10 protein-coding genes are annotated in these 13234 nt (G+C 58.3%); 3 read left to right on the forward strand and 7 right to left on the reverse strand.

The window, feature by feature from the left end:
- From C0039_RS20485 to C0039_RS20500, 4 genes are all read right to left on the reverse strand, one after another.
- The coding region (locus C0039_RS20485; protein ID WP_207796502.1) for an LssY C-terminal domain-containing protein at nt 1-1556 on the reverse strand (1556 nt) is incomplete at its 3' end.
- A gap of 154 nt (nt 1557-1710) precedes the next feature.
- On the reverse strand, nt 1711-2811 hold the full coding sequence (locus C0039_RS21270; RefSeq protein ID WP_207796503.1) for a hypothetical protein: 1101 nt from the start codon (nt 2809-2811) through the stop codon (nt 1711-1713).
- A 16-nt stretch (nt 2812-2827) separates the two neighbouring features.
- Nucleotides 2828-3571: an ABC transporter permease gene (locus tag C0039_RS20495; RefSeq protein ID WP_076001092.1), complete on the reverse strand. Its 744-nt coding sequence runs from the start codon at nt 3569-3571 to the stop codon at nt 2828-2830.
- Nucleotides 3572-3776: 205 nt separating this feature from the next.
- Nucleotides 3777-3980, reverse strand: coding sequence for a hypothetical protein (locus tag C0039_RS20500; RefSeq protein ID WP_076001091.1), 204 nt, complete (start codon nt 3978-3980; stop codon nt 3777-3779).
- Nucleotides 3981-4174: 194 nt separating this feature from the next.
- On the opposite strand from C0039_RS20500, the gene C0039_RS20505 reads away from it, so the two are divergent.
- Nucleotides 4175-6580 (forward strand): Lon protease family protein, encoded by a 2406-nt coding sequence (locus C0039_RS20505; RefSeq protein WP_076001090.1) that lies wholly within the window; start codon nt 4175-4177, stop codon nt 6578-6580.
- Nucleotides 6570-7334 carry a hypothetical protein gene (locus C0039_RS20510; RefSeq protein ID WP_133126065.1) on the forward strand — a complete coding sequence of 255 codons (765 nt, stop codon included), beginning with the start codon at nt 6570-6572 and terminating at the stop codon, nt 7332-7334. Before C0039_RS20505 ends, C0039_RS20510 begins: the two co-directional genes overlap by 11 nt.
- Here the strand turns inward: C0039_RS20510 and ypfJ are convergent.
- Nucleotides 7331-8236, reverse strand: a complete 906-nt coding sequence (ypfJ, locus tag C0039_RS20515; RefSeq protein ID WP_076001088.1) for a KPN_02809 family neutral zinc metallopeptidase — start codon at nt 8234-8236, stop codon at nt 7331-7333. The two genes, C0039_RS20510 and ypfJ, sit on opposite strands and share 4 nt — an antisense overlap.
- Before the next feature lie 110 nt (nt 8237-8346).
- Here ypfJ and C0039_RS20520 point away from each other — a divergent pair, with 110 nt between their 5' ends.
- Nucleotides 8347-9804, forward strand: coding sequence for a helicase HerA-like domain-containing protein (locus tag C0039_RS20520; RefSeq protein WP_076001087.1), 1458 nt, complete (start codon nt 8347-8349; stop codon nt 9802-9804).
- A 144-nt stretch (nt 9805-9948) separates the two neighbouring features.
- Here the strand turns inward: C0039_RS20520 and C0039_RS20525 are convergent, their stop codons facing one another.
- Together C0039_RS20525 and ppk1 are read right to left on the reverse strand one after the other, a co-directional pair.
- Nucleotides 9949-10878, reverse strand: a complete 930-nt coding sequence (locus tag C0039_RS20525) for a DUF808 domain-containing protein (protein WP_101519159.1) — start codon at nt 10876-10878, stop codon at nt 9949-9951.
- 188 nt (nt 10879-11066) lie between these two features.
- The gene (gene ppk1 / locus C0039_RS20530; RefSeq protein WP_101519160.1) at nt 11067-13232 is read right to left on the reverse strand and encodes a polyphosphate kinase 1; all 2166 of its coding nucleotides are present in this window, start codon (nt 13230-13232) and stop codon (nt 11067-11069) included.
- Nucleotides 13233-13234: the final 2 nt, after the last annotated feature.

Consider the following 13234-nt stretch of genomic DNA (forward strand, 5'->3'; position numbering starts at 1 on the left):
GTCTTGTGACCCGTCTGTTCATATTGCTGGGCTACAGCCTCCAGTGGATTGTTGCGACTGCGATTCGCGGCTTCCCGCGGTGAAAAATACGCCTTGTCTATCCCCATGGGTGTAAGGTTTAGCGCGGAATCACCGTTGTTCTCCACCTCCACCCACACCGGCTGGATGTTTCTTCGATACAGGTCCACGTTGAAAATATCGCGGGCCTCTTCCCGGGAGGGCACCCCGGTGGACACTTTCAGGGGACCGCTGTGCTGGATCTGGATCCGGTCATTGGGCGGCGGCACCTGTCGCCCCCGGAACAGCTCACCGGGCTCTCCTCCCGGGTATAGCCCGACCGGGTCGGTCAGGTAGACCACCTCGTCCAGCGCATTCAGCTCCTCCGACAAAAAAGCGACCAACCGGTACCCTTCTGTAAAGTAGGTGCCGCCGGTGAACCCCTTGCGCGGTGCATCAATTGATACCTTGCCGACACCCTTCACTGTGCCGATTTTCTCCAGCGAACCGTTGTACCAGAGATTCTGGTAAAGAAAGCGCTGGGCGCTATCAACGTCAGCAATCAGGCTTTCCCGGGTGAAGTGGCGAAAAAAGTCCATATCCCTGGCGATCTCGGCATCAAACCAACTCAACGGCGAGTCGTCGTCAAGAAAGTAGTACACGAAACCGGCCCAGGCAGGCTCACCCTGCACACGCCAGGGGGTCATCCATAACTGCAGCACGATCCGCTCGAGACCGTCAGGGCGCAGCTGTGAAAAAATCGCGTCCGGACGACGCCCATGATACATATGCTGCCGCGCACGCGTGGCGACGCTCGCATCCGCTGGTGTCTCCAGCCAACCGCCACGCAGCATGGCCCGACGCACGGCCTGACCGCTGCCGACCAGCACGGCGTTTAAAGGGACACCCTCTTTCTCGCCGCTTTCGTCAGTCGCACAACAGGGGAGTTCCTCTTCGAGAACCTGACGAAGTTCCTTCAGTGTCAGTTCACGTTGCTGCTCAGGCGAATAGAGGTTGGCGAAATCGACCTGCATGAAATCCGCGACAAACCCGGGCATGGGAATAAAGAACGTAAAGTTGGCCGCCGTCTGGCGGTGGATCAGCGTCAGGTTAATACCTTTACTACCAGGCCGCTCCTGAGTGAAAACCAGTCCGCTGCGTGACTCGCCCGGCGGAATCTTCCTGGGCATGGCGTTGTCATGGAACCAGCGCTGCAAATTCTTATAACCCTCGCTACTGAAGCCTTTGCGATTCATGTAGGCGACTTCGATAGGTGCGTAATAGTCGCGGTCGATACTCCAGGTCGTCAGGCGGGCGCCGCTGTCGCTGCGATTGGTTACATTCAACCAGACTGGCTGAATACCCTGCGCATAAAGATCAATACCGGTGAGCGCGAGTGTTTCCTGGGCGGTGGGCACCGCCACACTGACGGCTAACTCACCCTGTTCCTGCACCTGGGCGCGCTGCAGGAAGTCGGCTGCAACAAGGTTTTTTGCCTGGTAAGGTTTGCTTGCACAGCCGACGAGCAGCAACAGCAATAGAAAAAGCGGACGCAGCATACGTGAATTAACCGCACTACCCGCTCCAGCAGGGCATTCTGGCTGCACTAATGGTGAAACTGGTTGCAAAATAGTGATACTGATCCTGGTTACCGCATTCTTGTTGCGCCTGCCACAAACGACTGCTTTCGTCTGTGCCCCATTTCCTGAGAAGCTAGTGCAGTGCCTCTTCGAGGTAACGCAGCACCGCTTCCAGAAATGCCTCTCGCGGGTAGTCATTATGATTCAAGATGGTGCTCCCGGCTACCGGATGATTGCGCGCTATGGGCACGGCTACAGCCCAGTGGTCGGCATTGAGCAGGGCAAATACGGTTGATTGCGGAATGATCTGGTCAAAAACTATAAGCTGGGTATCGTTACGACTGTCGCTCTGCCCCAATAACAGGTAACTTTTCTGCAAGGCCCAGGACACTCTATCGGGCTCAGGGAAAGCGACTGCACTGTAGTAGCGAATGTGCGCAGGAAGCGGGTTGTCGCGCAACCACTGCTCGCGCACTGCGGGGACGAGACTGCTCACCGCGGCATTGTCGCCATCCTCTTTTTCACAGCGCGAGCCAGGCACCATGGACAGCATATTGGCCTGCGCCTGTGTGGCGTCCTCGGCCAGCGGTGAGCCCTTGACCGCACCGGCAAGCGCCAGCACCGCAACAGTTTTCTCCGCCAGTTCCGGGTAGCTGACCAGGGCCTGCAGTATATCCGGGGCCCCCTTGGAATAGCCGGCCAGGATCAACTTCTTGTGGCGATCCTCCTGCGGAAGCGATGCCACGTAGTCATTGATCATCGCTGCATTACTGGCACTGCTAGACAGGCCATCGACTTCCACCCGGCGCACGTCGTAGCCATATTTGGCAGCATTGGCCAAACCGACGAAAGCCGGGCTCAACCATTCCTCAAAGCAGTTCCACCCAAGGCCAGGCACCAGCAGCACCAGAAAGTCTGCGCGGGTGTCGCCTAGATAAACCGGCATGCCGGTCGCGCCCTGCTCCGGGCCAATCGAGCGCAAGGCCGCGTCGCAGGAGCGGTAGTCCGGGAGATCCGTGCCTCGCGCTTCCAACACCGAGCAGAATACCTCCCTGAACCTGCCGCGATCATCGACCACGTCGCCGGACAGAATGTGCGCCTGCAAGGCCTCGGCGCTTTGCACCGCCAACTCCGGCTCCTCCGTCAAGTTTGCACAGGCGGCAAGGTACAACAGCAAGAGCTGCACCGAAAGAAGCCTGAGCAACTGGAGCGACGAAAACGTTTTTATCAGCATTATTTTTGTGTCCTGGCTACGGGTTCGCCTCTGCAGCCGCCACCAGTCTGGCGTCCTGCACGCGACGTCGGCAAAAACTGAGGAAGAGCGCCGTCGAAATCCCCGCTGAGGCAAAAATCATGCACATCACCATGATCTGATAACGAGAGGCAATGAGTGGCGACACCCCGGACAGAATCTGCCCGGTCATCATACCCGGCAGGGAGACAAGGCCAACAGCCAGCAGCGAATTTGTTACCGGAATCATCGCCGCCTGGTAAGCCTTCAGGCGCGCCTCTGCCCAACCGTCGCCGTGGTCCAGCTCAGCAAAAAGCCGCTCCGCAGCCAGGCTCACCGCAGTCATGGCGTTGGCAAACACCATCCCCGCGAGAGGAATCACATACCGCGGCAGGTACCAGGGATCGACCCGCAGCACTAATTGGGTAATGAGAGCCAGGGTGAGGCCGCCGCCTAAAAAGATGGCGCCAAAGGACCCCAGCAGGAGTTCACGGCGATGACCGGGCACTGTCCCCACTGCAATCCAGGCGGCTGCGCAGAGCATAATCCCCAGCACCAGAAGAATCAGCAGCCCATTGTCTGCACCAAATACCCATGCCAGTACGTAACCAATAGCCATCAGTTGTACTAACATCCGGGCCAATGCGTACAGGGCATGCCGGGAACCGTAGGACCAACTTACCAGTATCAAGAGCGTTATCGCCACAGGCACAAACGCCAGGGCCAACTGCCCCAGGGACAGGTTTATAACGGGGTTGTCCATGGTGACTGACCGAAGTGGCTGAGACCACTTTATGCTACACCGTGAGACAGTAGCCGCCTACCATCACTGCGCAAAAGCAACGTATAATAGACTTTAAATTTATATTATAACTTACTGTATTATCTATCTTTATATGATTTTTAAAGACGAACCCGCGCGGGCAACGGCCCCCGCAACAGGAACTACGCCTGCGCCCAGGCAGGCCTCAGTTTCCGGCTAACGCCCACACCAGGCTCCCCGCGAGGGCAGCAATCACCAATTCAGGAAACAGGCTGCCACAAAGCAGCAGCCCGCCCACGGCACCCAGGATAGCGATCAGGCGTTCCGCGAACTGAGTTGTCGCCTGGGCGTCGGCCGATTGCTGCGGTTGCAGAAGCCTGCGGGTAATACGGTATTCAATGGCTGTCATGAGAACTCTCCCGAGGGTTGATGTGCTAATTCTGCTGCGACGACCAACGACGGGCCACATGTACACTTTCGAACCTGATCGAAAAGACGACAGGTTCCTGCGGACGACTTACAGTGAATTTGATCTGGAACAGGTATGGACCCGCCCACACTGGACTATTCTTTTCCTGCAGCCACTGCACTCAGAGGAACGACATGCCGGAGCAATCAGCACTTACCCCCATCGAGCCCCCCGCCTCCATCCCAGCCGCTGATCTGTACAGGGTCTGCGAAGCTGAATGGCTGCCATTTAAAAGTACCGCCGAACTTGAGCCGCTGGGACGCCACCTCGGCCAGGAGCGCGCCGTGGACGCGCTGGAATTCGGCCTGGCCATTCCGCACGAGGGCTACAACATCTTCGTCCTGGGCAGCAGTGGCATGGGTAAACGCAGCCTGTTGCAGAGCCTGCTGGATGAGAACAACGCTGCACCCCAGGGTGCCGTTGCCGACTGGTGTTACGTCAACAATTTCGACGCCCCGGACAAGCCCATCGCACTGCAGCTTCCCCCGGGCAAGGCAGAGCAACTGCGCAGCGACATGGCCCAGGCCGTGGAAGACTTGTTGGGAATCTTCCCCGCGACATTCCAGAGCGACGAGTACCAGTCACGGGTACAGGAGCTGAGCGAGACTTACCAGAGTCGTGAGCAGGACGCGTTCCAGAAATTGGCAGAAAAAGCGAAGGCGCAGCAAATCGCCATGATCCAGACGCCGGGTGGCTATAGCCTGGCCCCGATGAAAGATGGTGAAATCATTACACCGCAGGACTTTGAGGCACTACCCGCCGACGAGAAAGAGAGCGCACTGCAAGTCATTGAGACATTGAAGGATGAGCTCAAAGCCATCGTGCGCCAGCTGCCCGGCTGGAAGAAAGAGAGCCGCAACGCGTTTCGAGAGCTGAATCAGGAGTTCAGCAGACTCGCCCTGGACCCGGTACTGGAGGAACTGAAAAATCGCTACCAGCCCTTTCCGTCGGTCATGAACTACCTCGATGCGGTCCACGCCAACATGATGGACGAGGCTGAGTCATTTGCGCAGATGCAGGAAGACTCAGCCATACCGGACAATCTGAAGCACCGGGTGAAGGAATTCCCCCAGTACAACGTCAACGTGCTCGTCGACAACGGCGAGCTACCGGCGGCACCGGTAGTCCACGAAGACTCTCCAGGCTTTTCCAACCTGATTGGGAGGGTGGAATACGCCTCACATATGGGCACCCTGGTCACGGATTTCAACCTGATCAAACCAGGCGCCCTGCACAAGGCAAACGGCGGCTACCTGATCCTGGAGGCAGAGAAACTACTGACCAGCCCCTACGCATGGACAACCCTGAAGCAGGCGTTAAAGGCGGGAGAAATTCGCATCCAGTCCCTGGAGCAGATATTCAGCTTTGTAAGCACCGTGCAACTGGAGCCCGCATCCATTCCCCTTAAAACCAAGGTAGTGGTGATAGGGGATCGCTATATCTATTACATTCTCCAGCAATATGATCCCGAGTTTGCCAGCCTGTTCAAGGTGGCCGCGGACATGTCTGAAGAAGTCCCGCGGTCACGCGAGTCCACCCTGCTCTTCGCCAGGCTGATTCGCACGTTGTTGGAAGAGCATACACTGCTACCGATGGATGCAGCTGCGGTGGCGAGAACCATCGAACACGCCGCGCGCAGTATGGAAGACAGCGAGAAGCTCAGTCTGCATCAGGGTCGCCTCGAAGACCTGTTGACCGAGAGCGACTTTCGCGCTCGAAAGCAGCACCTTGATTGCATCACGGCCGAGGTGGTCGACGAGGCCATCGAGGCCGCCATTCACAGGCTGGACCAGTTCCGCGAGAAGTCCCACGAAGGTATTCTGCGCGACGTCATGCTGGTCTCCACAGATGGCCGGGCGACAGGCCAGGTCAATGGTCTTGCCGTATACCTGCTGGGGGAGTATGCCTTCGGTCGGCCCACGCGCATCTCCGCCACCGCCCGACTTGGCCAGGGTAAAGTTCTGGATATCGAACGCGAGGTCGACCTGGGCGGGCACATCCACTCCAAGGCGGTCATGATCATCAGCAGCTTGCTGGGCAATCGCTATGCTCGTAACCGCCCTCTACCTCTCGCTGCCAGCCTGACGTTTGAGCAGAGCTACGGCGGTGTGGACGGAGACAGCGCCTCTGTGGCCGAACTTGCAGTGCTGATCTCCGCCATCGCGGATATCCCGCTGCGCCAGGACCTGGCGGTAACGGGCTCGCTGAACCAACACGGCCAGGTGCAGGCCATAGGCGGTGTAAACGAGAAAATTGAGGGCTTCTTCGACATCTGCAAGGCAAGGGGCCTTACAGGTGCGCAGGGGGTGATAATACCTGCCGCAAACCAGGTGCATCTCATGCTGCGCCGGGACGTGCGCGATGCCGTTGAGGCCGGGGAGTTCCACATCTACCCCGTGGAGTACATTGACGGCGCCCTGGAGTTACTTACCGGGTGCACTGTGGAAAGCGTTGATGCCGCAGTAGGGGCCAGGGTTGAGGAATTGCAGGACCTGGCGCGCAGCTTCAGTGACAAGGATGGACGTCAAGATGACAAATGATGGCCACATCCTGCTACCGATAGATCTGCACCAGATAGGTCGAGACAAACTGGAAAACGTGATGCGCATCGCCCGTTCGCTGGAACGCGGCGTGCTCGGGTTGATGCTGGAGGACCTGCAATTGCAGCAGGTGGCCGACCTGCCCTTTACCACCGAGATCACGCTCAGTGGTGCAAGGGAACGCAGCCTGTTACGCGACCATCTTTCCCAGCGCTGCCACCGAATTAATGCTGGCACCCGCCAACTGCTGCTGGAACTTGCCGGGAGTAATGAGGTGGAACTGAGCTTTGAAGAGGCCAGCGGACATCGCCTGCACTGTGCGCTGGAGCGCAACGGCGGACAGGACATCTTCTTCCCCCCCAGGCACCAGCGGCAGCACCCCCGACAGGCCCGGCACAGGACCCGCTTCGCCATTGAACGCCTGGGCCTGGTATTGCCCTCGCGAGAGCAGGGTCAAAGAGTGATGACCATCGCGGCGTCCCTGCTCCGTGCGGGTCTGGTCGGCCAGGTGCATGCTGTGGCCGGCGGTGATGTGAGCATCACCGAGTTGGCCGCCCTGCCCCTGCAAGGTCACAGACTGGTTGTGCGCACCGACCTTGAGCTGACCAGCGACAATATCCTGCTGTTGATCAGGCGCTCACCTTACGATCTCATGCTGATTCCGCGCGGCTGCCTGGAACCCGTCGCCCCAGGCGAGCTCGATGCCGCCCTGGCCCTGGCCAGTGGCCAGGTAATGGTGGTAGGAGCGGGCTAAATCTGGCTGGCGGAAAAGGTATCGCAGTCCTCCAGCTTACCCGTCTCGAAACCGCGCCGGAACCAGCGCACACGTTGCTCGGAGCTGCCATGGGTAAAACTATCCGGTACGACACGCTGCCCGGCCTCGCGTTGCAGGCGATCATCACCGATGGCGGTAGCGGCTCGCAATGCCTCCTCCAGATCGCCGGGTTCAAGTATCTGCTGCGTTTCATTCGCCGAATGCCCCCAGAGCCCCGCAAAGCAGTCTGCCTGCAATTCCTGTCGCACTGAAAGCGCGTTGACCTGGGCCTTGCTGCGCCCCTGCCCCGCCTCGCGGACCTGCTGACTTATCCCCAGCAGGGTCTGCACATGGTGGCCCACTTCGTGTGCGACGACATAGGCCTGGGCAAAATCACCCGGCGCGCCGTGGCGCTGACTCAGATCACGGAAGAAAGACAAGTCGATGTACAGCTGACGGTCACCGGGGCAATAGAATGGCCCCACCGCGGCGGTCGCCATGCCGCAGGCCGAGCTAACACGCCCCGAAAACAGCACCAGTGTTGGCTCCTGGTACGTCCTACCCTGTTCGCGAAACAGGCGGTGCCAGGTATCCTCGGTCTCCGCCAACACCACGGACACGAACTCTGCTTCCCTCTGCTCTTCAGCAGAGAACTGCTGCTGCCCAGCCGGGACCACCGAAGCACCGCCACCCAGGAACAGACCAAGCACATCCACACCCAGCATGCGTCCGCCAAAAATAACCAGCACACCGACAATCAGCAGCGTGCGTCCGGTCTTGCTGCGAATCATTGCGGGTAGGAAGCGCAACAGCAGTGGCGCAGCAGCCGCTGAGGAGTAGCCCGGACTCTCCCCCCTGCGGTCCTCAATATTCTCGCTTCGTCTCCGGTCTTGCCAACGCATAGAACTTCTCCTTGTGAACTTAACAATCTAGCAGGCCGGGAAAGACTGGCAAGCCGTCACGGATAAATATACCCTCACCTTCTCGGCTAACGGAACCCGGATATCCCTATATGAGTATACTGATCGGCGGCAGCGAAGACGGCCAGGTCTTCCTCGATCCAAAATTTGCGAATCGGCACGGTCTGGTGGCCGGCGCAACTGGCACAGGTAAAACCGTGACCCTGCAATGCCTGGCCGAAGGATTCTCTGACCTCGGCGTGCCAGTGTTCATGGCCGACGTGAAGGGCGACCTCTCTGGCATGAGCCAGGCGGGCAAAGCGCATCCCAAGGTCGACGAGCGGGTGCAGGCAATCGGCATTACCGACTATCACGCCTGCGCCTACCCGGTGGCATTCTGGGACTTGTTCGGGCAGAAGGGCACGCCCGTACGTTCCACGGTTTCCGAGATGGGCCCCCAGCTACTCTCCCGCCTGCTCGGCTTGAACGAAACGCAAGAAAGCGTGATGACGCTGGTATTCGAGTTTGCCGACCAGGAAAGCGTTCTATTGCTAGACCTGAAGGACCTGCGCACCTCCCTGGAGTATCTCGCAGCCAATACCCACAATCTCGGTACCGGGTATGGCGTATCCAAGTCATCGGTCAATGCCATCCTCAGGCGACTGTTGATGCTGGAGCGGGAAGGCGGAAGAAAGTTCTTCGGCGAGCCGGCGCTGCAACTGGAGGATTTTATGCAGACAGCGCGCGACGGTCGTGGTCTGATCAATATCCTCGCCGCTGACAAACTGATCATGAGCCCACGGGTCTACTCCACTTTCCTGCTCTGGCTGCTCTCGGAACTGTTTGAGTCGCTGCCGGAGCTTGGCGACCCGGAAAAGCCAGTGCTGGTATTTTTCTTTGACGAGGCGCACCTGCTGTTCAAGGATTCACCCAAGCCACTGCTGGAAAAAATCGAACAGGTCGTGCGTCTGATTCGCTCCAAGGGAGTCGGCGTGTACTTTATCAGCCAGAGCCCCAGCGATATCCCCGACAGCGTACTGGGGCAGCTCGGCAACCGCATTCAACACGCACTGCGTGCCTATACGCCCAAAGAACAAAAGGCGGTGAAGGTAGCGGCGCAGTCATTTCGCAAGAACCCCAAGCTGGACACGGTCACCGCGATCACCGAGCTGGGCGTGGGCGAGGCGCTGGTCTCTACCTTACAAGACAAGGGTGTGCCCGCCCCGGTGCAACGGGTACTGGTGCGTCCGCCGCAGTCGCGCATGGGTAAGGCCACTGTCGTAGAACGCAAGACACTGCTCGATCGCGACCCGAACATGCGCCTCTACGGTCAAACCGTGGACAGGCGCTCCGCCCACGAAATACTTTCGGAACGCACCCAAACCGCATTGAAACAGCAGGAAGAGGCCGAACTGGCGAAACGAGCGGAACAGGCCCAGGGCAAAAAGAGCACGCGCAGCAGCAATCGGCAGAGCGTTGGTGAAGCGTTCCTGAAAAGCGCCGCCCGCAGCCTCGGCTCAGCGGCCGGCAGAAAACTGTTTCGCGGTATTCTTGGATCACTACTGAAGTAGCATGTTCATGGCCTGCAGCGCACACCGGGGTAGCGCCTCACCAGACCGGTGACCAGGACTTCGAATCCCGGGCTCTGAGTCAGAGCTACCAGGCCCGGCTTACACAGCGTGTCCGAACACCGCCGCACGTTGGTACGGGCGCCATCAGGCGCCTGGAGCAGCGCGCAGTTTCTTCATTGATTCCACCGCCACAACCACCAGCGCACCGGCAGCAAGCCCCACGGCGAGGCCGGCCAGGGTTGGCGTGATAGCGGCCAGCACAGGTGAGAGCCCATGGGCAAAGTGCTCTACCGCTGCGCCCAGTGGGTGAATGTTGTGCAGCAGGATGCCGCCGCCCACCATGAACATGGCCACCGTTCCGATCACACCCAGTGCCTTCATCAACCATGGAGCAAAGCTGATCAGGCCCTGGCCAAACCAGCGCAGGAAGCGCGACCAGGCACCCTCCCCCTCTGTCTGGTAGAAGTGCAGGCCGACGTCGTCCAGTTTGACGATACCCGCCACCAGTCCATAAACACCGACGGTCATCACTATCGCGATCCCTGCCAATACCCCCACCTGGGTGACAAAATCAGCTTCGGCCACGATACCCAGGGTAAGCACGATGATCTCCGCAGAGAGAATAAAATCCGTACGCACGGCGCCCCTGATCTTGCTGCGCTCCACTGCCACCAGGTCTACTGCCGGGTCTGCAAGTTTCTCGACCAACTCGGCGCGCTCAGCTTCTTCCTCGCGTCCGTGGAGGAATTTGTGCGCCAGCTTCTCAGCACCTTCAAAGCAGAGATAAACGCCACCGGCCAGGAGCGCCGGGGTGATCAACCATGGCGCAAACAGCGATGCGAGCAGCGCCAATGGCACCAGGATCAGCTTATTGAGAAAGGAACCCCTGGCAACGGCCCAGACGACGGGCAGTTCGCGCTCAGCACGCACGCCAGTGACCTTCTGGGCATTAACAGCGAGGTCATCTCCCAGCACCCCGGCGGTCTTCTTGGCTGCAACCTTGGTCATCAGCGAGACGTCGTCAAGCACGGCCGCTATATCATCAATCAGTAAAAGCAGACTGCTACCGGCCATTGATTTCTCCGTGGTGTTAAACGAGGCAGCAGTGTGCCCCGAAGTGCGACAAAAAACCAGATGAGGACAAGCTTTGCGGTGACCGGATGCGGCGGTCAGTCACAGAAACGCAGTTACACCACCATTCGCTGGCTGGCGATGGCAGCGGAACCGGGCCCGCTGAGCGCTCGCGCCAGCACAGGGATGTTCTAGGCTTTCTTCGTCGACTCCAACAAGGAGCGATTCCGGCGGCGTTTTGCCGGCACATTCATTCGAGACTTGGGATAGCGCGGCAGCTTACCGGTGCTGAGGTAGCGATGAATACTCTCTTGGGAGCGTATTTTCGCCGCTTTTTTCTTGACCGGGACATAGGCGTTGTCCTGGTCCTCGTCCAGCACCCGCGCCTTGACGTTATCGTGCCACTGCTGGTCGATCACATTCTGTATCAGCTCCTGTGCATCCCTGTCGAATACCGGCACCAGCACTTCCACCCGAAAGTCCAGATTGCGCGTCATCAGGTCCGCTGAACCAATCAGGTAGCGGGGACTACCACGGTTATAGAATACGTAGGCACGCGGGTGCTCCAGGTAGCGGTCGACAATACTTATCGCCTGGATGTTTTCCGAGAGCCCCTCAATGCCGGGCATAAGCGAGCACATGCCGCGCACGATCAAATGAACCTGTACGCCGGCGTCACTGGCTTCATATAGTTTCTTGACCAGGCTGCGGTCTACAAGGTTGTTGCATTTGAGCGTCATCTCAGCGCGGTAACCAGCACGGGCATTACTGATTTCTTTTTCAATCAGCTCCATCAGGCCGGGTCGACTGCTGTGGGGAGATACCAGCAACACTCGATAGTCCGGACGCCTATAGGTGTACTGCAGAAAGTCGAACACGCTGAACACGTCTTTGCCCACGTTCTGGTCATAGGTCATCAACGTGAAGTCCGTGTAAACACGCGCGGTCTTTTCGTTGAAGTTGCCCGTGCCAATATGGCTGTAGTAGCGCCGCGTGGAGCCCTCCTTTCGCTCGATCAGGATAAGCTTGGAATGAACCTTCAAGCCGGGAATGCCGAATATAACGTTAATACCAGAGTCGGTAAGACGCTGGGCCCAATCAATATTGGCCTGTTCGTCGAACCGTGCTGCCAGCTCCACCACCGCCAGTACTCGCTTGCCGTTGTCCACGGCATTGACCAGTGCATCAATGACGCGGGAATTCTTGGCAACGCGGTACAGGCAGATCTTGATATCAGTGACATCAGGGTCCAGCGCCGCGGTTTTCAGCAGGTCAACGACGTAGTCGAAGGGGTGATACGGGTAGTAGAGAAATACATCCTTTTCCCGTATCGCATCGAAGATACTCGCCGACGTATCCAGCCTCGGGATGCGTATCGGCGGCAGCGGCTTGAACTCCAGGTACTTTGGGCCGACGTTGGGAAAGCCCATGAAATCCTTGGAGTTGTGGTAGCGCCCACCGGCAATCAGGCTGTCGTACTTGCCAAAACCAAAGCGCGCGCTGATGTATTCCAGTAAACGCTGCGGCATCTTTTCGTCATACACCATACGCACGGCTTCAGCCTTGCGCCGTTGTTTGAGGCTTGTGGTCATCTTGTCGATCAGGCTCTGGGTAATACCGGTGTCAATTTCCAGTTCCGCATCGCGGGAAAACTTGAAACAGTAGGCCTGGGCTTCATCGACGGGGATGGCTCCGCGGAACATCTGCGGCAGGCAATGACGAATAATATTGTCCAGAACGATGAAAACCTTGCCGCCCTTGCCCTTACGCCGCGGTATCTCAATAAAGCGATCAAGTCTGTCGGTTGGCACCTCGACCACGGCGTGGTCGTAACTCTCACCGGAGCGGATTTCCACGGCCAGGTACAGAGACTCATCATTAAGCGTTGGCGTAACCCTGTCTTCGCGCAGCAAAATAGGTTCCAGTTCAGGCAGGACTGTGGCGGTAAAGTACGCCTGCACAAAAGCCGCCTGCCCTTCATCGAGCTGGCGCTCGTTGATCAGGTATATCTTGCGCTTGGCGAGTTCCTCCATGATTTGTATGTAGATCCGATCAAATTCTTTCTGCAGGTTAACGACGCCTTTCAGTATCGCCGACAGCAGATCCTTGAAGTGTTGCTTGTTCGAGCCACTGGAGACCGAAATCAGCCTGCGTACTTCCGCTACGCGCACACGGAAAAATTCATCAGAATTATTCGAGAAAATCCCCAGGTAACGCAGGCGCTCAATGACAGGCACAGTCTGGTCAGCCGCTTCCTGCAAGACCCTGGCGTTAAAAGACAGCCAACTCAGCTCCCGGGGATAGAACAGCTCATGTTCTCGCAGGTCTGCGACACGGGTTTTGATAGGGTTGGCCATTT

Origin of the sequence: Pseudohalioglobus lutimaris (assembly GCF_002866825.1) — a bacterium.
Lineage (GTDB): Bacteria > Pseudomonadota > Gammaproteobacteria > Pseudomonadales > Halieaceae > Halioglobus > Halioglobus lutimaris.